A 21,877-nucleotide genomic window follows, 5' to 3' on the forward strand; every position below is an offset into this window, starting at 1 on the left:
AACCTAAACAACAAGCTTATACATGCTTTATTTTAACTAATTATTAAAGCAAGAGGTAGAATCTATACCTTTCAGGTATTTTAGCTATAATTCAGAATCTTTTGGCTATAGCCCTAATAATTTCTTTTTGATTTCTTCCTCTATCTCCCTAGTTATACCGGGATAAAGTTTTTCAATTAAACTGCTAACACTAACATTACTATTCTGGTCCACAAGAGCATTAATTATTTCTTCCACTTTTTTACCATCAATCTGTACAGATTTAATAATAACATAACCAGGAGAGCCTCTGCCATAGGTTTGATTAATGTCATCAATACAGCCACCTGCACCAGGATTACTGCTCTTAAAACCACTGCTACATTTTACCTTTTCATACTTGATTTTACTATCTTTTATATATGCTACTTGATTGTCTTCAGTAAAATTTTTATCTGTTACTATTGTTGGATTTCCTAATATCTTTAAATTACCTAAATTATTATGGATCTTCGTCTTCTTATACTCCTTTCCACCGTACATCCTATATTTGCCACCACCTGCAACAGTAATTAAATCTTTACAGTTTGCTTCTGAAGAGTCTTTGCACATTTTTATGAAAGTTGGTCCACCATCCTTATTGGATATATGACTTGTGAGTCCACCACCCCCCTCTGTAGCTTGAGCTCTAATTATAGGATATTCAGGATCAACTTTTAATTGAATTTTGATATAATCTCCTGGCATTCCTGGTCTACTTTCCATAGAGTGAGCTGCATTTTTTACATGACCTGCTTCACCACCTCCCCATGCTTCTATTTCAATATAACCGTATTTTGATAAATCACCTGTATAATTATTATCACCTAAAAAGGTATAAGGTTGCGGCAAATTTTTATTTTTCAGCCGTTTGTTTATTGTATCCAGCACCTTTTTCTTCACACTCTCCAAGTCAAGCTTACATAATTTATCAGCGTAAAAGACCTCTGTTCTGTTTACCTTAATTGGTCGATCTTTTAATTGTGTGCACTTCTGTACTTCATTTTTTTCATTTCTCAATGTTCTGCCATTTTTGTCTTTACAATCCACTTCCTCATATCTTAAGTAAAATGGACTACCATCTTTTTTATTTAAATATTGTTCTAAATCTGTCAATCTATATACTACTTTCAGTCCTTTATTAGATGCAAATGCTTTATCTATTTCATCATTTCTTTCTACACAGTAACTGCACTTTTCTTTCTCCTGTTTATTTTCGTCAGGGAAGAAAACATACCCTTGCTTGTTGAATATCATTTCGTCTAACTGTTTTTGAGGTCTTTTTAACAGGTCAATTATCTCCTTTTCCTTGCTTGGAAGATAATAGAACTGATTTGATTCCTTTGAATAAACAGCATTGTATTTAATATACCTCGCTCCTATTGATTTTAGCGATATTATCTCACCATCTCTCTCAAGAACAAACTCTTCTGGCTCTGGTTTCCAGCCAGAAAGGCAAAGCATTTTACCATTAGAATTTTCTTGATCTTTTACTCTCATATATCTCACTTCTATCTTTGGTCGTCCCATATTATCCAATTCCCACTTAGTAGATCCAATTTCACTGTTTTCCTTGGAATTTGTTATACTGTAGCTCTTACCATCAGGAAACTGGATCCCAATATTAGGAGTAAGCCCATATTTTTCTAAAACTTCAAACTGAGGGTTCTTTCTTAATATACCTTCTATAACATCAGTGATATTACCTTCATTATTATTACTATTAGTTGTTTTCTTTACTATCCTCGGTTTGACTACTTTCAAAGATAGAGGGCCAATGTTTGTTGAAGAACCAGTATTAACATAGAAAGCATTTGCACCCATCTTCATTTTTACCTCCAGTGTATTTTCATCTACTATCTCTACCCTTTCAGGTTCTGGAGCAGGTGGGGCCGGAAAACAGCTGACAGACTGGAGATTTTCTTTATCCATATTTTGAGTTCCATAGTATTCAGCACAGAGCTGATCCTTTTTTCTATAGGTCTTGAAGTAATAAGTAGTACCCTTACCATCTTCAACCTCGTGTGAAGTTCTTTGGAAATCCAATTCTTTTTTTTCTAATTTACCAATGATTACCCTAACTCTTGGGTTAAAGTAATCATTGTCCTTATTTGTTATAGGGACAATTTTAACCTGTGGAAGTAACATTCCAAGTTGTTCACAGAATGGAGGTGGACCAGGTGCAAGTGGTATAGGAGCACACTTTATCTTTTGCTTTCCTTCATTCCATGATGAACAAGTATCACAAGCTTTTCCCATATTCCCTAGATGGAAAATGTTTTCTCCTGAAAACACTCTAGCACCCCATGAAGAAATTCCTGACATACAAGACCCTTTTTGACTGCAAGCGCATATTTTAGGAGAATTAGAAAATTTTACTTTCTCTTCATCAGTAACATTATCTGCCCATTCCCACTTAAGGCCCTTCGCAATTCCTTCTTTGATCTTTTCACTGTTATCTGTCCTAATCGTCCCATCAGCTAATATTTTATCTCCTTCCCAATCGATAAAAACCGCAGCAGAAACTCCAGCACCTGTACTTTGTGTTCCATATATCTGGCGGCAGGATGTTCCACTAGGTAATATATAACAATTATTTTTTCCTTCGTAATCACAGACCTGAATCTTTGGGTCAAAATAACCATCAGTTCCTTGGTCTTTTACCTGCCTTACTGTAATGTATTGGTATAATCTTTCATCAACCTGAAAACTTCCAGCAGTACCAAAACTAAAAATTTTTATAAAACCCTCTAAAGCTTTTTTACCCCCAGCTTCAAATTTAGTATTATTCTCTACAAAAGGCGGGCAATCAGCATATCCTTGACATGAGAGATAAAATGTCAAAAAGAATATTAATAAAAAATTAAGTCTTACACTTTCCATAGAACACTGGTAACCACTTATTCACTTCTTCTCCTTTTTCTTTTATTGCTTCATACATATATTTTATAGTCTCTTTGTTAGCTGAGAGCACATGTATTTCTTGTATATTCTTCAAATCTAAATTTAAAGTTACTAATCCTTTATACTGCTTTATCAAAAATAAACCTTCTTGAGTTGGTGTTTGCAAAATTATATTCAGCTCCTCTTTTGATAGGGAAAATGCTTTCATATACAACCTATTTGCATTGAAGTTCGGCATTAAAATTCTTGTATCAACATGCTTATCCAAATATTGAGTAAATTCGCTAGCAAATGCTAGGTTTAAGTTCTCAGTACTCAAAATTACCACAACGTTTAATTCTGTCATCCTTTGCATCCAATTATCGAACCCTTCCTCTGTAGGAAAAATACTACTTATCTCCCATGCTTCATCCAAAACAAGTATTGCAGGTGAGCCATCACATTGTGCCTCAAAAGAGTATAAAAAATAGTAAAGTATCACGGACATACATTCTTTGTGCTTTGTGAGGTTTGCAGTGTTGAGAGATATAGTCTTTATTTTCCAGTCAATATCTGATTCATCACTATCCTGGAATAAGTAAGCAAACTCACCATCACCACACCATTTACTTATCTTACCTTTCAAGAGCAAGAGCATCTCAGAAATTCGCGAAATAGAACGCGATTCTCTAGGTATAGCAAATATAGAATCTACAACTTTTTTTATCTTTTCTTTTATACCTAACGAGCTAGTATCGGCCACCATTCTTTTGATCAGTTCAACCAGCATACTACGGTTGGAAGCACTATCTTCAATGTTTAATGGGTTAAATTTTAGGCTTTTATTTTTATATTTCGGATCGATTATATAATACTTACCACTCACTGCTTTGGTAAAAATTATTGATTTTCCGGTGTTATCTAATATGATAATTCTAGGATTAAATTTTCTTGACTCTGATAATAGAAAATTAATCAATGAGGTCCTACCCGAATTTGGAGCTCCAAGTATCGTAGTGTGACCATTGTTTTTCTTTCCATGAAAATTAAAGAAGTAAGGACTCCCCTTTTTTGAAAAAAAGACTGTTACTGCTTCTTTCCACCTTCCACCTTTTAATGTACCTGAAGTAAAATCATGTAGCATAGCAAAACTGCAAGCATATTTTGCTAATATATTTTTCGGTTGTGTAACAAAAGCAAAATTACCTGGAAGTTGTGCCCAAAAATGATTTTCCATATGAAGGTCAGTTCTGAACATCATCAAACCAATTAACGACATCACGGAGGACAAACTACTAATATTCTCGGCCAATCTATTTCTATCATCTGCAAAAATCGTAAAAATAATTTTCTGTTGGCAAAAGTCTATAGTAGAAGTTCCTTCAAGTTCTATTATTTCTTTTATTTCTGAATTCCTAAGCAAGGTATTATCTTCACTGACTTGCAGCATATTAATTTGTTTTTTAAATTCTTTCATCGCTTTGTTATTACTAGTAAATATTATTATTTCTGTAATAATGAGCTCAGAGTCAAGTTGCAAGCACCTGTCTATATTCCCCAGGGGAATTTCCCGATATTCCTTTATACAAAAAACAGAACCAAACTTCTGCTGATTTTCAAATATTGTTTGAAACGTGTTAAAACCAAAGGCTATCTTTAAATTTTTAATATATTGCGATAGATCCCTTTCACATATTGGATGATCTTTGTGTGTTAATGTAACAATATAATGGAGAAACTCTATCATTTCAGAATATACTTTATCTCCATTAAACCTCAGAGCCAGCTTTTTGGCCCCAAAAGGTTCTAAGTCACTTTGAATTAAGTCAGTTACCCTCTGTAATTCCTGATGGTTTTCTTGTAAAGATAGCTTATGCTTATTTCTTATCCCACCAAAAAAAAATGAATTATTACTATGCTTATTAAAATCGCTAACCAATATTACAATGTATAACTCGTTTATATATCGTAATTTACTATTAGTGAGTTTATCAAGCCACGTTGAATGTAGCTTATCAGAAAAGTCTCCAGTTTTATTCCATTTCAAGCTCAGTTTATTGCGCTTCCTAACAGTATGAATCCAAACGGTAAAATACAGGCTATCAATATTTTTTGATATGCTTTTTCTAATCTCAGTTCTAAGGTCACTGTAGTTATCAGCAGAGGAGTAATCTTCTAATTTTATTATCTTTAACAACTCCCCCTGTTTTGTCAGTATAGTTTCTTCATCGTAATGACAAGCATAAGGAATAAAATCTAAATCAATACTCTCTATTAATGCTAAGTTGTTCTTTTTTTCAAATTTAGGATTAATTGTTGGTGTTTTTACCTGCATACAATATCATGCGTATTTAATAAAGATAATTCTACAAGTGATACTTAATTTTTATCTTTTTTTTACTATCAGGTTGCATTTTTACAAAGTTAAACTTTTCTTTCAAGTAATCCGTTGTCTTTTCTATGCTACCTAACATCATAACCAGTACACCAAACATTATCATAAAAAAGATCAGGCCCCTAAACACTACTGCAAGTACCACTGCAGCTATACATAGCCCTATGATTATTGAAGGACTCATATTTTCTACAGTACCTTTTACTGAAAATGAAGAAACAAAATTTTTTACCGTTTCTTGTATATCCTTTAACTCATCGCCCACCGAACCTGCTTCGCTAGAATATGATGAAAAAATAAAGCTTAACAGGGCTATAAAAATCAAAACTTTATTCAATTGAATGTGCATCAACTAAATACCTTCCAAACATCTTCTGATTATAATAACCTTCATATCAATAGGCAAGGGATGAATTTACTTATTCACTATAAGTAAACACATGTTTAATTTTTACCACCTTAAACATGCAGTAGGCTTCTTTCATTATTAATAACAGGACTCGAATTGGTGTACATTAATTTACTTGAAGGAGGGAGAGTTAAATACCATACAGCTACTGCTGCTGTAGCAAACACTACAGCTATAACAGACAATCCTAGAAACAATGCTCTCGATTTTATTACTACTGCCCCAACAAAACACCCAATTGCTAAAAGAGCACAACCTGTTGTAAATGTACCGTAAAATTCTCTGTTACTGAGTTGTTCTTTAGGTAGAATATTTTCACCTTTTTTTTCATTCATAGGAAGTTTCTGCATGGTAATATCTTCTACGTTCTTTTTCTTCTTAGGAGGTTGTACTGGACTTACCTTGCTGACCTGGTTTTTGTTTTCTTGCACCTGCAGCTCTTCTCTTGCAGTCTGGTCTAGTTTCATTTGGTTCTCATTTTCTTCTTTTTGTAGATTGTTATCTTCTTCAGCAGAGCTTAATATTGAGCTTACATTACTCCTTTCACTACCTAATGGTGACTCTAAACCGTCTTCACTTAATCCAGGCAAACTTACTCCACTATCTGCACCACTACCACTATTGAGTTCAGAAGCATTTGTTTCTGGTTCTAAAGTATCCATTTTTGTAGGTAATTTTTCTCCAAAATTAAATTGACTATTATCTCTTAGATTGGGTAAGCTTCTCCAACATTTTAGACTTGTTTCTTCACATGTATTACCTGATTCTGAATTTTCAGCAGTGCAACTAAGGGTATTGTCTGCCCCATTTGCAGATTGTTCATTTGTTTCTGCATTAGAATGACTTTCATTACTGTTCTTGCTAACAGCATCTGAAGTTATTAATTTCATAATTATTTGTTCTATTTTTATTTTTTCTATTAGGTTTAGTTCTTTTGATTTTATTATTTCTCTTTTCAACGCTGGAAGAAAGTGTTGGATATAATTATTATAATATTTCTCTTGTTCTATCAGTAATTCTCCTAATTTAGTTAATACCTCAGGACTAGCTCCTTTCTTGAACAACTTTTTGCATTTCCTGGGAGTCTTATCTTGTTCACTCTCTTGATTTTCTCGATAGTCTTTTTTTGTCACCCTTTTTTTTATAACTTTGCACAATTCTTCTGTTTTTGATGCTGAATAACACTTTACCCCTTCCAAGGCCCGTGAATTTTTAGTAGAATTGTCAAAAGAGTTGTAAGGATTACTCCCTGTTAAATTAAAAACTATCGCTACATTATCATCCACAGTATTCCTTCATATATAACAAAATGTATAGATACTTTTTCAGCGTTAATTTTACATTAAAATCGGATAACTATTCCCTACCGTAGGAAATTATGGCAACTTGTCTACTGGTTAACTACTTGCCTTGCTAATGATTAGGTCTCCTACTTTTACAGATTTACTTTCAATATAATTGCTTGCCTGTTGAATTAAAATATCTATCACTTCTTTTACAGGCTTTTCCTTATCAACCATACCGACACTTTGACCAGCCATTAAAGATCCCGTTTCGATGTCTCCTTCAATCACCGCTCCTCTTAAGGCTCCAGCCCAGAATTTCTCTATCTCAAGCTGTCCATCTTCTTTTGAGATCTGTCCCTTGTGATATTTATCAATAATTTCTTTTTGGTATTGCATAAAATCATCACTTGCTTTATTGGCTATGGCTCTTACTGGAATAACAGGAAAATCAGCACTTATCTGTACAGAAGATATTGCATCACGTGCAGCTGATTTAATAAATACTTCCTTAAAATTCTTGTGGGCAATCGATTCATTAGTGCAAACAAATAATGTGCCTATTTGACAGCCACTTGCTCCCATCTCTAGGTAATTTACTATCATTTCTCCCCTTCCTATTCCACCTGCAACAAACACTGGTACTCGCTCATCTTTAAAATAAGGTAATATCTCCTGCGAAAGAACAGAAGTGCTGACTGGACCTATGTGCCCACCTGCTTCCATTCCCTCTATTATTAACGCATCTACCCCCATTTTTACTAACCTCTTTGCAAGGCTCAATGATGGTGCAAAACACATAACTTCAATGCCCACATTTTTGATTTTTTCTATATTAGGCTTTACCGGTAGTCCGCCAGCAAGAACTATATGGCTCACTTTTGCTTCAATACATACATCTATCAGCTCACTCAAGTTTGGGTGCATAGTAATTAGATTTACACCAAATGGCTTGTTGGTTAACTTCTGTGTCTCTATAATTTCTTTTTCCAGTAAGTCTGAAGACATCGCACCACATGCAATTACACCAAAGCCACCAGCGTTTGAGATTGCTGAAACCAAATTTCTCTCTGAAACCCAGCTCATAGCACCACCCATTATTGCAAACTCACTACCAAGAAAATCTGTTCCTTTTTTCCAGAGGTTACTCAACATACAACCTATATAATGCGTTTAAGAATGTTTTGTTTATCTATAAATATGTGCTTTAAAGCACCAAGTATATGTAAGATTATAAAAAACACCGTAAAGTATGCAAGTATCGAGTGTAGCAAATTAGCTGCATTCGCTAGATCTTTGTCTTCATTAATCAACAAAGGAACATGAAAAAGATACTTGATCTTTATGCTAGAGGCAGAAGATATGACATAACCAGATAATGGCATCAATATCATTAAAGAATACAAAATAAAGTGTACTGTTCTACTTACATTAATTACAAATCGAGAAAAACTTGCTGGAAATGTTGGATCACAAGCAAAAATACGAAAAAACATGCGTAATATAATTAGTCCAAGAACATTAATCCCACAAGCCTTATGAACAGTGTATATGCTGAATTTAATTTCATTACTAACCGGCAAGCTTTTCATGTAAAACCCAGAGCAAAGCATACCAACAATAAAAACAGCCATTAACCAATGAATAATCCTTAACCCTAAGTTATATTTACTATTTCGCATTTGATTGATCTAAAATAGAACCCATATATAGAACTTATATAGTAGAAAAACTATTTTTCAATCAAAACTATTTGTACAAAATCTTGCTGCATTAATTAACATTTGTGCAACTGTTGTACATGACGCATAACTATACAAACATTGCAATTTAAAAGACCATATAGCCCATAGAAATGTAAAAACTACTTGACAAACTTCGCTAGCTTCCTTTGTTATAGCACTGAAGGTATTCAGTTATCTTCAATCTGTACAGATTAAATGACGAAGTATCACGTAGCTGGTATCTTATGTTTAATTTTTGCACTATATGTACCTTATGTCCTCACAACATTTCCAGGTTTTTACCTATATAAGCTGAAACTCGCTTATAAAGCGTTTAAGACAGTATAGTATGCCAATTTGCAGAATTAGAGAGTAAAGGCTACCTAATATGGGGTTTCTTTTGCCTTTTTTCTCATTGGTAAATTTCTTAAGATTTTATAACTGAGAGTTAGTTGTAATTCATGAAACCAATTTGTTGTGTGAATTATCTTATTAAAGTAAATATTCATGCAATTGTTGTGGGTGATATTTGGATGGCACAACCATGAAAGTTATCTTAATACTATAAGGTTCGTAAGTCGGTATTTAAATTTACCTCTCCTATTTAGCCAATTCCTATTAAAATTAGGAAAAATAATTCTGGCTTTTATAAAAACTACATATGTATATCAATTCTGCGATCACAGTACTGGTAGGTGAGTAGAAAGGTGTGTTGCATGTGACAATTTGTTAAAGAAATAGTGATAAAAACAGATACAAGAAATATATTTGTACCAACTTCAATAAAGGCGTTATCGGATAGTGAAACTATTACCTCGGACCATTTTTTAACAGGAATAGAATAATTAGATAGAGTTTTTGGTGAGAGTATTGTTCAAGATGCAAGCATTTTTGATTGGTAGTGAACCTGGCATTGGGAAATCTACCCTTTTGCTTAGAACTGCAGCCAATGTTGCACAATTTTAATCCTTCGAATGTCTTTATATATACCTGGTAAGGAATCTCTAGAGCAAGTGAGCCTAGAACAAAGCATCTTAGAATAAAATGAACGAAAATCAAGTTCTCATCTACAGTATCTTTAGCTAATGTAGTAGTGACAATAGAAAGAAAACAAAAGCATTAGATTTTTAATAATTGATTCCATCAAACAATGTATGATAGTAAAATTACATCAGCACTAGGCACTGTAAATCAGGTACGTACTTGTGTTCATGAATTAACCGTTCTTGTAAAACAATACGGTATTTACTTTAGTTGGCCATATAACCAAGGACAGACAAATAGCAGGACCAAAAACTTTGGAACATATGGTGGATATAGTACTATATTTTGAGGGTGAAAACAGCAATCAATATCATATTTTGCATGTTATAAAAATAGATTTGGCCCTACAAATGAAGTGGTATTTTGAAATGTCTGAAGCTGGATTATTATCTATTGAAAATCCATCATCATTATTTCTAGCAGGTAATACTGACGATAGAGAAGTTGTTGACAGTGCTGTTATTTGTAGGAATTGAGGATTCCAGACCGATTTTGATGGAAGTTCAAGTGTTAACAGCGGAATAGACACGGAAAACTCAAGAAGAGCAGTAATTGGATGAAATATCAACCGATTGGCTATTATCATTGCAGTGCTAAATGCTCGTTGCAAAATGTCCCTGCATGAAAAAGAAGTGTATCTGAACATTGTATGAGGATTGAAAATACAAGAACCATCGGTTGATCTTGCCGTTGCTGACTCTCTTATTTCAAGCATAGTAAGTTTACTGCTGCCAACTTCTTCAATAATTTGCAGTAAAGTTGCACTTTTAGGTAAGATTAGACATATCTCATATGCTGATCTGAGGCTAAAGAAGCAAAAAAATTAGGATTTCAAAAAGCAATTATGCTTCTCACAATATCAAAATAATTAAGCTTGGCCACATAAAGGAATTAAATGAGATCTTTAATCACAGCCAAATAGCGCTTTAGCAAATTCTTTACTAGTGAATTCCCTCAAGTCCTCTATACTCTCACCAATTCCTATAGCGTGTAACTTTACTCTATAAGTTTCTGCAAGCCCAATCACTACTCCTCCCTTAGCAGTACCATCTAGTTTTGTTATAATTAATCCTGTAACACTAACCATTTTACTAAATGCCTCTAATTGGCTATAAGCATTTTGACCGGTAGTCGCATCAAGAACCAAAATAACATCATGAGGAGCAGTGCCATCCAATTTCTTTATCGTTCTATATATCTTTGATAACTCCTCCATAAGATTAACATTATTTTGTAGCCTGCCTGCTGTATCAATCAGAACAACATCTACGCTACCTTTTATAGCTTGACTTACAGCTCTATATGCCACACTTGCAGAATCATTGCCATACTCTCCAGTAACAATAAAGCAATCAGAACGTTCTGCCCAGATGTTTAACTGTTCACTAGCAGCAGCTCTAAACGTGTCACACGCAACGAGCATGACGGATTTTCCCATATTCTTATATTTATACGCAAGCTTACCTATAGTTGTGGTTTTACCATTACCATTTACTCCGCACACCATTATTATATGTGGGTTTTTGTCTAAAATTAGTGGTTGCACAACAGGGTTTAATATCGCTTCTATTTCGCTCATTAGCTGCTGTGTGATAATATTATGCTCAACTTCTTTATCAAATTTGATGCTCGCGAGCCTATCAATAATCAACTTGGAAGTTTTATGACCAATATCCATGCTAATGAGCAGTTCCTCTAATTCATCCAAAAGCGATTGATCTAACTTTTTTTTGGCAGAAAAAATACTTTTCACTCCATCACTGAAGCGAGAAGAAGTTTTTAACAAGCCTCTATAAAGGTTACTAAACAAACTCAAGGGAATACTCCTTTTAAAATTACAATATAAAGAATGACATGCACTACGTGTACTTGTAAAGTTAAATACAACGTTTTACGTGCATTCTTAAAGTAAAATGCACGCGAAACTAGTGTTTTCACTTTAATTTTTAACCTAAATATGTTATAATACAGGATGGTAATTTACAGGTAATCTTATGAGTTATAATGAGAAAATTTTGGACCATTATGAAAATCCAAGGAATGTTGGTTCTTTGGACAAAAATGATCCGAGTGTTGGCACTGGTTTAGTTGGTGCACCATCATGCGGTGATGTGATGAAATTGCAAATAAAGGTCAATGACAAAGGTGTTATTGAAGATGCGAAATTTAAAACTTTTGGTTGTGGTTCTGCTATTGCCTCAAGCTCTTTACTAACAGAAATGATCAAAGGTAAAACTATTGAAGATGTAACAAAGATAAAGAACACCCAAATAGTGGAAGAGTTATCTTTGCCCCCAGTGAAGGTACACTGCTCGGTACTTGCTGAAGACGCTATAAAAGCCGCTATTCATGATTATCAAAGTAAACATAGTAAAAATGAAAGCTAAAAAGTTATGAGTGAATATCAAGGAGTAAATACTGTAAAGAAAGATAGAAAACCTATCACCATAACTGCAAATGCAGTGGAGAGGATAAGATATTTATTGGATCAAAAACAGTATACTAACCTTGAGAGATCAGAAGAAGCAATAGGAATAAGAGTCTTAATTAAACAAAAAGGATGTTCTGGTTTAAAATACGATATTGAATATGCGTATGATATACACCCTTTAGAGTCAGTAATTGAAGAAAGCTGTAGTGATGGTCAAAAAGTTAAAGTGTTGATCGATCCAAAATCTGTCATGTTTATTCTCGGCTCTGAAATGGATTATGTAGAAGAAAAATTCTCATCTGGTTTTGTTTTCAAAAACCCTAATGAGAAAGGAAAATGTGGTTGTGGGGAGAGTTTTCATGTCTAGCAATTATTTTGCATTGTTTAAAATTGAACCAGCTTTTAACATCAGCCTTGATGAGCTAGAGAAAAAATATATTGAGCTAAGCAAAACTGATATAAATGAAAGACAGTCCCAAAACATGGAAAATATCAACAAAGCTTATCAGGTGCTAAAGTCACCTCTAAAACGTGCGGAGCATTTGCTGAACCTTTTCGGTGTAAGAAGCCAAGAGGATCAACATAACTTTGAGATATTAAATGAATCAATGGAAATAAGAGAATACTTACTGGATTGCAACAATCTGCAACTTGCAAGTGGTATGATTGATGAAAAAATAAAAGATTGTATTAAAAATCTAACTAATAATTTTGCCGTAAAAAATTTTGATGAAGCGGCAATGCAAGTTTTGAGATTGAAATACTTATATAAGTCATTTGAAGAGATAAAAAATGAGACCAATTCAAATTTCTGAACCAAATTCAAATGAAGTAGTTTTTGGTATAGACCTTGGTACTACCAACTCTTTAATTGCTGTGGTAAATAAAGCTGGCAACGTGGAGATATTTACAGATGAGCAGGGAAGAGAGCTACTGCCTTCTGTTATTTCATATGAAAATAACACATTAAAAACCGGCTATGATGTTGGCCAAAACGCTATCTATCCCATAAAACGCCTGATGGGTAAAAGTGTTGAAGACTTAAATAAAGAAGGTATCAATCTCGAAATAGATAATGAAAGTGAGAAAATTATCAGGGTAAAATGCTCGGAGGATAAGTATCTCACTCCTATTGAGATTTCTGCTGAGATATTAAAAGCTTTGTGTGAAAGAGTAAAAAAGTCCACAGGAATGGAAGTAAGAAAAGCGGTGATTACTGTTCCAGCTTACTTTGATGATTCAGCACGTAATGCAACAAAATATGCAGCAAAATTAGCTGGCATAGAGGTTCTTCGCCTCATTAATGAGCCAACCGCAGCAGCACTTTCTTATTCTATTGCAAAGAACAATAACAGTGGAATATATGCAGTTTACGACCTTGGCGGTGGAACATTTGATATTTCGATATTGAAATTACACCAAGGAGTGTTTCAAGTTCTTGCGGTTGGTGGTGACACCAAACTTGGTGGTGATGACTTTGATCACCTTCTAAGTATGATTATATTGGATAAATACAGAAAGAAAGTAGGTAAAGATCTCAATTCTCTTAAGCATTTATCTACAAAATCACGATCTATAAAGGAGCACTTAAGCAAAAACATTTCTAGCACTTTTGAATTCAATATTAATGGTGAATTGTTTAAATGCAAAATTACAAAAGAAGAATTCGAACAGACAATCAGTTCCTTAGTTAATAAGACTATTAATATAGTCACTCATACTATAAGTAACATAGATCTTAAAATTGACGATATAAAAGGAGTAATTTTAGTCGGTGGTGCAACTAGAGTACCACTAGTTCAAAGTTCACTAGTCAAACTTTTTGGCAATAAAGTGCTAAACGATGTAGATCCGGATAAAGCAGTTGCTACTGGAGCAGCTTTGCAGGCTCATTATTTAACTTCAAACTCAAAAAATAGAAATGTTCTTCTGGATGTTTTACCTTTATCACTTGGCATAGAAACTATGGGAGGAATAGTTGAAAAAATCATACCAAGAAATACACCACTACCAGTTTCAGAAACAAGAGAGTTTACAACCTACATTGATGGACAGACAGCAATAAAAATTCACGTTTGTCAGGGAGAACGTGAAATTATAGAGGATAACAAATCTCTAGCGCAGTTTGAATTAAAAGGTATACCGCAACTGCCTGCAGGTTCTGCAAGAGTTGAAATAGAATTTATAGTTAATGTTGACGGAATATTAACTGTTACTGCAAGAGAAAAAACTACTGGAATCGAGCAGACAGTTGAAATAAATTCAAGCTTTGGCTTAAGTGAAGCCGACATTCAAGACATGGTTAACCAGTCAATAAACAACTTTGATAAAGATATGAAAGCTCGTTCCCTTGCAGAAGCTAAAATTAATGGGAATAAGCTCATACATTTGGTTGAAAGCAATGATAATCTTTCCACTGATAAAAATCTGAAAAATCTGTTACAAAACACAAAAAACGCCTTACAAGGAAATGACTTGAATGAAATTAATAATGCTATCACTGAGCTGGAAAGCTTCTCTTTAGAGTTATGTGAATCAACAAATAAGTAGAGTTATGCAACCTTGTGCAATATCCTGTCTAATCTGAGGGCAATAGGTATTCTGAAGTTAAAAGGCAACCAATCGACCTTCCCTAATTTAAACGATAAACCAACTATGCTTACACGCCCAATTATGTTTTCCATTGGTACAAAACCAACTTCAGGAAACCTACTATCCAAAGAATTATTTCTATTGTCCCCCATAACAAAAAATTGATTATTAGGTACATAATAAACCGGAGTACCATATGACAGCTTATTAGAAACGTTATCTATCAAAATCTCATGTTCCTTGCCATTAGGAAGCGCTTCTATATACCTTGGTATGCTATGGCTTGACTCATAATCAAAAAAACTTTCAATTTGCTTTCGTTCCACTTTTTGATCATTTAGATATAATTCTCCCTTTATCATTTGCACTTTGTCTCCTGGTGTTCCTATTACTCGCTTAACAAATCTGATATTATCGTTTCGTGTAGGCTTAAAAACTATTATATCACCACGTTTTGGAGGAGTATAAAAAATCCTGCCGTTAAAGATATTTGGAGAAAACGGAAAGGAGTATTTACTGTAGCCGTACGAATATTTACTAGTAAAAATGTAATCCCCTTCGAGCAGAGTGCTCTTCATTGAACCAGAAGGTATATGAAATGGCTCAAATAAAAAACTACGTATTGACAATGCAGTCAGTAGTAAGAAAAACAATGAAGATAAAAATTTTCCTGTTCTTACTACCTGGTTTTTTCTCGGTTCTTTCAATTCTTCTAACTTTGTTTTTCTGATGAATTGAGTTTATTATAATACATAAATTAATAAAGTAGTAATGTGAAATTTCATTTGTAAATGTTACCTCGCTTCCAAAACTGCTTTGCAAAATATTAACTGCTGGAACCATTTTAGTACCAGCCACTTGGATGGCAATGCAAAAGTTCAACGTGTAAATCTGCTACAAAACTTTGATTTCTAGCAAATCTATCACTATTAAAAAATATACAAGAAGCTTTATAAAAACCAACGTAATTTCGCCATAAAAATATCATTCTTAAGTCCTGTATAAAAGCAAATTTTAGCACTGAGCGAATCTTTTTTAATTAATTATGAATTGGGTAACTTAGAAGATAAATTTTATTTACTTTTACAATATCTTAAGATCTAATGTCACTTTATCGGTCAGAAGTATCAGAAGGATTGCAACTTAGATTAATATGTTCTTTACTCTTTTTCTTAAAATACTACCTGTTTATATTACAATACTTATTGGTTATTTTGCAGGAAAATATCTCAAGATTGACAGAAATACTATATCTCAAATACTCTTTTATATAGCCAATCCAATAGTGATCTTATATGGGGTCTCTCATATAGAGGTCAACTTTCAGATAATCTCTCTACCGATTTTAACATGGTTCATAGGTAGTACTATGTCCTTATCAGTGTATTACTTTTCTTCTTTTTTATTTAAGGACAATACGAGGAACATATTGGCATTTAGCTCAGGCAGCACAAGTATGGGTTATTTTGGTCTACCAATTGCCATGGCTTTATTTGATGAGGATTCAGTATCTGTATATGTTGTCTGTTATATAGGAATGGCACTGTTTGAAAATAGTTTAGGATTCTACATAGCTGCGAATGGCATTTATACTGCAAAAGAGTGCATGCTAAAATTGTTTAGAATTCCTTCATCTTATGCGATGATCCTAGGCTTTCTTTTAAGTATATCCGGTATGCAAATACCTAACTTTTTAATGGATATTATGGTAAATATCAGAGGTACATTTGCTACGCTGGGAATGATGCTACTTGGAGTGAGCATTGCAAAAATTGCAAGCTTTAAAGTAGATTGGAAACTTGCTTTAATCACTATTACAGCAAAATACGTACTCTGGCCATTGTTTGTCTTAGGAATTGTCCTTTTAGATAAACATTTTACAGGTATATACGATGAAAATATATATAAAGCATTAATGTTGCTGGCCGTTATTCCAGTTTCTGGATCAAGCATAATGCTTGCTAATATTCTAAACTTTCAACCAGATAAAGCTACTTTATTACTGCTAATTAGTATTACGGTAGGATTATTTTATGTTCCACTAATAATATCACTATTTTTCGCTAAACTTGTTCCTCTTTAAGATTAGAAATTTAAGCGGCGCAGTATTAGAATACTTGCTACTTGTTGAGAGATCTTATACTAAACTAGCTATTCAACTTGATTATCCTACTGCAATTTTGCTCTATTACACTTGCCACATTTAACATTCCAGCTTCATCATAATAGTTTCCGATTACTTGTAAAGCAAGCGGTAAACCCTCATTGGAAAGTCCAACAGGAACAGAGATAGCAGGTAGACCAGCTAAACTTGCCGGCACAGTAAAGACATCATTAATGCACATAATTAGTGGGTCTGGCTTTTCATTCAAGCCAAAAGCTTCTGTTGGAGCAGATGGAACAAGTATATAATCTATTCTTTCAAACGCTTTTATAAAATCATTTCTAATTAACGCCCTAATACATTGCGCTTTTTCATAGTATTCATTGTAGTGACCCGAAGAGAGTGCGTAAGCGCCAATTAAGATTCTTCTTTTTACCTCTTTTCCAAAACCTTCCGCTCTCGTTAGTGAATACATTTCTTCAAGGATATCAGCATTAACCCTGAGTCCATAGCGTACACCATCATAACGAGCAAGATTAGACGAAGCTTCAGCAGAACAAATTAAATAATAGACTGGTATTGCATATTTAGTATGAGGTAAGGTAATATCAACAACTTCAGCACCATTTTCTTTTAAATCAGAAGAAACTTTTTCCCAATGATAGATGATTTCTTCTGAAATTCCATCCATTCTATATTCTTTTGGTATACCAATGCGCCTACCTTTGATATCACCATTTATAAAATTAGAAAATCTAGGTACTGGTCTTTCACTCGACGTTGAATCTTTGTTATCATAACCACAAATCGTTTCCAACATTAGTGCTGAATCAGAAACAGAACGAGTAATGACCCCTGCTTGGTCTAAAGAACTTGCAAATGCGATCATGCCAAAACGCGAGCATCTTCCATAAGTTGGTTTTGCTCCAACTACCCCACAATAAGCTGCTGGTTGACGCACAGATCCACCAGTATCACTTCCAAGTGCTCCAGCACATAAGAATCCAGCGACTGATGCTGCAGATCCACCAGATGATCCACCAGGTACAACCTTTTCCCCATCACTTTTTCTAACCCATACATTTTCAACAGGACCAAAATAGCTATTTATGTTTGCAGAGCCCATAGCAAATTCATCCATGTTAAGTTTACCCAGCATGGCTGCTCCACTTTTTAAAAGTAAGTCAGATACCGTAGATTCGTAAGTTGGAATGAAATTTTCTAGCATTTTTGAACATGCTGTCGTTTTTACTCCTTTCGTACAGAACAAATCTTTAACACCAACTGGTATACCCATGAGCGGTGAGATCGTACTATCCTTTTGTTGGGAAAAACGCTCATCCGCAGTTTTTGCAGCTTTTATTGCTATTTCCGGAGTTTTCGTTATGAATGCATTTAGTTTCTCATTTTCTACTGCATTGATATGCACTTCAATAAGTTCAACAGCAGAAAAACTTCTCTGTTTAAGTCCATTATGCATCTGGGCAATACTTAGCTTCCTCAATTCATTCATTAATATTCAATTTTTAGCAAGATATTAATTATAACAACAATAAGATAAAAGATCTATACATTTATAGTAAGAAATGATTAGCATATCTGGAACATTTAGGTTTATTGAAATAGGTTTATGATTAATACACCTTAAATTATCATTCCAGTACACATCTGTACGAATATTGTATCCGCAGGTGATAGGTATATCATGTGAGTAGTTAGCACTGCTTCCTACTTAGTCCACGTGTTGCTTTAGTTATAAGATATTTAAGAAAGTTACCAAATGAGAAAAAAGGTAAAAACCCCCTGGAGCAGTTAGTTACTAATTCTTTATTTTAAAAACTTGACTTTAGTAACGTCTTAAACGCTTTTTAAGCACATTTCAGCTTGTACAGGTAAGAACCTAGATTTTATAAAAACATATGGTGCACATAATACACCAAAATATAAGATCTTCTTGTCACTTTAATCTGCAAAAGATTGAGAAGTTATATAAAACAGCTCCAGCTATCGGAGTAAGAGAGCTGGCAAAGTGTGTCAAGTAATTTTTTGCATTTCTATAAGCTACTTGAACCCTGATTTACCAAATCAAAACGTTCGTACAGTTACACATAGCGCTGGAACCTAAACGTTAAGCTATAGGCTGCTTGCTTTTATAATCTTAAACTTAAATATCAACATCATATACGTTGAGTGCATTGTTATTGATAAAATTACGGCGTGGTTCAACTATATCACCCATCAGCACTGAGAATATAGAATCAGCTTCTTCGCAGTCTTTTATTTCAACTTTTAGCAAAGTCCTGGTTTCGGGGTTGAGTGTAGTATCCCACAGCTGATCTGCGTTCATTTCACCAAGACCTTTAAATCTCTGCAAAGTTAAACCTTTTTTACCATAGTCCATCACTATTTTTGCAAGTGCACTAGGAGACCTTATTTTTATTTCAGTTTCTTGCGACTTCAAAAACGAATCACCATTAAATAAGTCAATTACATCATCAAGAGAGCTCAATATATTTCGTATTTCTTTGCTGTCAAGCATACTAAGTGGAAATACATATTTATCTGCTAATCCTTGAAACAATTTAGAAATGTGGACTTCTCTTTCTTCATCTTTTATTTCTACTTCCCAATTATATTCACTATACATTAACTTTAAATATTTTAATATCTCATTAGCAGATGATAGGGCATTCTTTTTGCTTAAAATTAGTAGCGACTCCAATAGATTTTGCGGTATTCCCCTGGAATAATTTTTGCTAATATTTGAAATACTAAGACATTTGCTCAAGATAAAGCGCAAACCTCTGCCTGTACTGTTTAATGTTAACTTTTTAACCGCCAAATTTACTATATACTTCTCAAAAGTCTCGTCATCTTTAATATAAGTATCTTCAGCATTTTTTGTAACCTTATAAAGAGGTGGCTGCGCTATGTATAAATAGCCCCTTTCAATCACCTCACGCATATACCGGAAAAAGAAAGTTAGAATCAAAGTTCTTATATGTGAACCATCAACGTCTGCATCTGTCATAATGATGATTTTGTGATATCTAGTTTTTTCAATGTCAAAGTGTTCACTTCCTATTCCCGCACCAATTGCAGTGATTAAAGAACCTATTTCTGCAGATGAAAAAATACGATCTAAACTTACACGTTCCACGTTTAGAATTTTCCCCCTTAAGGCAAGTACTGCTTGTGTTTTACGATTACGCCCCTGCTTCGCAGTACCACCTGCAGAATTACCCTCTACTATAAATAATTCCGATAACTCAGGAACTTTTTCCTGACAATCAGCAAGCTTTCCAGGTAGAGTAGAAATATCAATACTGTTTTTATTTTTAACTAACTCCCTTGCTTTTCTTGCAGCTTCTCTTCCTTTAGCTGACCTAATTACTCTTTCCACTATACTTGCTGCCAACTTTGGATCAGTTTCAAGTATTGTACTCAATTTATCAAAAACTATGCTCTCCACAACTGTGCGCGCTTCAGAACTGACTAACTTGTCTTTTGTCTGTGAAGAGAACTTAGGATCAGGCATTTTGAGAGATAAAACACAAGTTAACCCTTCTCTAACATCTTCTCCAGTCAAGCTCACTTTTGCTTTCTTTAAAAACCCCTCATCAGTTGCATAGTTATTGATACATCTTGTTAATGCGGACCTAAAGCCTGCCAAATGTGTACCACCATCCCGTTGTCTTATATTATTTGTAAAGCATAACATATGCTCGTAGTAGGAGTCATTCCACTCCATTGATATTTCTATGCTGATACCAAGATCTTTTGCATCACCCTTCATGCTGGTAATTTTGGTAATATGCGTTTTATTCTTGTCTAAGTACCGCACGAAATTTGCTGTGCCAAAATTATCTTTAGATTGTTTACTGTCGTTAAAGTGAGACTCTGTATAAGGTTTATTACGCAAGTCACGCAAAGTGATGTTGATACTTGAATTTAAAAAAGCTAATTCTCTGATACGATTTTCAAGAGTGGAGTAACTAAAATCAATACTACTAAAAGTCTCTGTTGACGGCATAAATGTTACTCTAGTCCCTCTTTTGTTTGTGTTCTTATTTACTATCTTCAAAGGTTCAATAGACTCACCATCTTCAAAGCGCATAAAGTGTTCCTTCTTATTGCGCCAAATAGTTAATTCCAGCCAGCTTGACAATGCATTTACAACTGAGATTCCAACACCATGTAATCCGCCAGAAACCTTGTAGGTATTGCTGTCAAATTTACCACCTGCGTGCAGTTGGGTCATTATTACCTCTGCTGCTGATATTCCTTCTTCTTTGTGAATATCAGTTGGAATGCCACGACCATTATCGGTTACAGATACTGAGCCATCTTCATTTATGCTAACCTCAATTTTGTCACAATATCCAGCTAACGACTCATCTATCGCATTATCAACAACCTCATATACCATATGATGCAAACCAGACCCATCATCAGTATCCCCAATGTACATACCTGGACGCTTCCTTACAGCATCAAGACCTCTTAAGATTTTTATTGCATCAGCGTTATAGTTACTTTCCATAAAACCGTTTTATTTATAAATATTAATTAGTATTATATTAATATATGCTGATTAGCAACATCTTTAAACATGAGGAAAGCTTTGGTTATGATACACAATTGTACGGACATTGCAATTTGATAAATCAAGGTTCAAATAGCTCATAAAAATGTAAAGCCCATTTTACAGGCCTTAAGAACCCTTATATGGGGATGTTTTAGACCTAAAATTTATCCTTAATCTTTATTTAAGTGACAAAAGCACATTATTAAACTAGGTGTGTTATGTTTAATTTTTCTTATATAGACACTCCATGTCTTTATAAATTTTTATCTACGTTAGCTGAATCTCGCTTATTAGGTAATGTAATAAGCGCCAAGTTTTTGAGAGAACAGTAAACAACTCACATTGCATTGTTCTTTATTTAAGAATTAGTTCAAAAATCAACTAACCTTCTTTTTTTTATAAAGAA

Annotated in this window: 17 protein-coding genes; 7 read left to right on the forward strand and 10 right to left on the reverse strand. The window is 34.0% G+C overall.

The window, feature by feature from the left end:
- Positions 1–105: 105 nt before the first annotated feature.
- From WBP_RS04455 to WBP_RS04480, 6 genes are all read right to left on the reverse strand, one after another.
- Positions 106–2,901, reverse strand: a complete 2,796-nt coding sequence (locus WBP_RS04455; RefSeq protein ID WP_167896185.1) for a hypothetical protein — start codon at positions 2,899–2,901, stop codon at positions 106–108.
- Positions 2,882–5,236, reverse strand: a complete 2,355-nt coding sequence (locus WBP_RS04460; RefSeq protein ID WP_167896186.1) for a VirB4 family type IV secretion/conjugal transfer ATPase — start codon at positions 5,234–5,236, stop codon at positions 2,882–2,884. The genes WBP_RS04455 and WBP_RS04460 overlap by 20 nt, the downstream gene beginning before the upstream one ends.
- 31 nt (positions 5,237–5,267) lie before the next feature.
- Positions 5,268–5,645 (reverse strand): hypothetical protein, encoded by a 378-nt coding sequence (locus WBP_RS04465; RefSeq protein ID WP_167896187.1) that lies wholly within the window; start codon positions 5,643–5,645, stop codon positions 5,268–5,270.
- A 110-nt stretch (positions 5,646–5,755) separates the two neighbouring features.
- Positions 5,756–6,991: a hypothetical protein gene (locus WBP_RS04470; RefSeq protein ID WP_167896188.1), complete on the reverse strand. Its 1,236-nt coding sequence runs from the start codon at positions 6,989–6,991 to the stop codon at positions 5,756–5,758.
- A gap of 111 nt (positions 6,992–7,102) precedes the next feature.
- Positions 7,103–8,143, reverse strand: coding sequence for an NAD(P)H-dependent flavin oxidoreductase (locus WBP_RS04475; RefSeq protein ID WP_167896189.1), 1,041 nt, complete (start codon positions 8,141–8,143; stop codon positions 7,103–7,105).
- A gap of 5 nt (positions 8,144–8,148) precedes the next feature.
- Positions 8,149–8,670: a cytochrome b gene (locus WBP_RS04480; RefSeq protein WP_167896190.1), complete on the reverse strand. Its 522-nt coding sequence runs from the start codon at positions 8,668–8,670 to the stop codon at positions 8,149–8,151.
- Between the two features lie 1,349 nt (positions 8,671–10,019).
- Between WBP_RS04480 and WBP_RS05880 the strand changes: the two genes are divergently transcribed.
- Together WBP_RS05880 and WBP_RS05885 are read left to right on the forward strand one after the other, a co-directional pair.
- Positions 10,020–10,232, forward strand: coding sequence for a hypothetical protein (locus WBP_RS05880; protein WP_225416120.1), 213 nt, complete (start codon positions 10,020–10,022; stop codon positions 10,230–10,232).
- A 180-nt stretch (positions 10,233–10,412) separates the two neighbouring features.
- The gene (locus WBP_RS05885; protein WP_246165931.1) at positions 10,413–10,583 is read left to right on the forward strand and encodes a hypothetical protein; all 171 of its coding nucleotides are present in this window, start codon (positions 10,413–10,415) and stop codon (positions 10,581–10,583) included.
- 77 nt (positions 10,584–10,660) lie between these two features.
- Here the strand turns inward: WBP_RS05885 and ftsY are convergent, their stop codons facing one another.
- Complete coding sequence (gene ftsY, locus WBP_RS04490) at positions 10,661–11,572, reverse strand: signal recognition particle-docking protein FtsY (protein ID WP_041571510.1); 912 nt, start codon at positions 11,570–11,572, stop codon at positions 10,661–10,663.
- A 178-nt stretch (positions 11,573–11,750) separates the two neighbouring features.
- Between ftsY and iscU the strand changes: the two genes are divergently transcribed.
- Genes iscU through hscA form a run of 4 tightly spaced genes read left to right on the forward strand, consistent with a single transcriptional unit; the run spans position 11,751 to position 14,737 of the window.
- On the forward strand, positions 11,751–12,143 hold the full coding sequence (gene iscU, locus WBP_RS04495; protein ID WP_011256953.1) for a Fe-S cluster assembly scaffold IscU: 393 nt from the start codon (positions 11,751–11,753) through the stop codon (positions 12,141–12,143).
- A 6-nt stretch (positions 12,144–12,149) separates the two neighbouring features.
- Positions 12,150–12,554: a HesB/IscA family protein gene (locus WBP_RS04500; protein ID WP_011256954.1), complete on the forward strand. Its 405-nt coding sequence runs from the start codon at positions 12,150–12,152 to the stop codon at positions 12,552–12,554.
- Positions 12,547–13,002, forward strand: coding sequence for an iron-sulfur cluster co-chaperone HscB C-terminal domain-containing protein (locus WBP_RS04505; protein WP_011256955.1), 456 nt, complete (start codon positions 12,547–12,549; stop codon positions 13,000–13,002). Before WBP_RS04500 ends, WBP_RS04505 begins: the two co-directional genes overlap by 8 nt.
- Entirely contained in the window at positions 12,980–14,737 is a 1,758-nt protein-coding gene (hscA, locus tag WBP_RS04510; protein ID WP_167896191.1) for a Fe-S protein assembly chaperone HscA, read from the forward strand. Before WBP_RS04505 ends, hscA begins: the two co-directional genes overlap by 23 nt.
- Before the next feature lie 2 nt (positions 14,738–14,739).
- Here the strand turns inward: hscA and lepB are convergent, their stop codons facing one another.
- On the reverse strand, positions 14,740–15,486 hold the full coding sequence (gene lepB / locus WBP_RS04515; protein WP_167896192.1) for a signal peptidase I: 747 nt from the start codon (positions 15,484–15,486) through the stop codon (positions 14,740–14,742).
- 446 nt (positions 15,487–15,932) lie between these two features.
- Between lepB and WBP_RS04520 the strand changes: the two genes are divergently transcribed.
- Positions 15,933–16,862 (forward strand): AEC family transporter, encoded by a 930-nt coding sequence (locus WBP_RS04520; RefSeq protein ID WP_011256959.1) that lies wholly within the window; start codon positions 15,933–15,935, stop codon positions 16,860–16,862.
- Positions 16,863–16,926: 64 nt separating this feature from the next.
- On the opposite strand, the gene gatA is transcribed toward WBP_RS04520, so the two are convergent.
- Complete coding sequence (gene gatA / locus WBP_RS04525; RefSeq protein WP_167896193.1) at positions 16,927–18,396, reverse strand: Asp-tRNA(Asn)/Glu-tRNA(Gln) amidotransferase subunit GatA; 1,470 nt, start codon at positions 18,394–18,396, stop codon at positions 16,927–16,929.
- A 651-nt stretch (positions 18,397–19,047) separates the two neighbouring features.
- Complete coding sequence (gene gyrB / locus WBP_RS04530) at positions 19,048–21,426, reverse strand: DNA topoisomerase (ATP-hydrolyzing) subunit B (RefSeq protein WP_167896194.1); 2,379 nt, start codon at positions 21,424–21,426, stop codon at positions 19,048–19,050.
- Between the last annotated feature and the right edge of the window lie 451 nt (positions 21,427–21,877).

The organism is Wolbachia endosymbiont of Brugia pahangi, assembly GCF_012030695.1.
Taxonomy (GTDB): Bacteria; Pseudomonadota; Alphaproteobacteria; order Rickettsiales; family Anaplasmataceae; genus Wolbachia.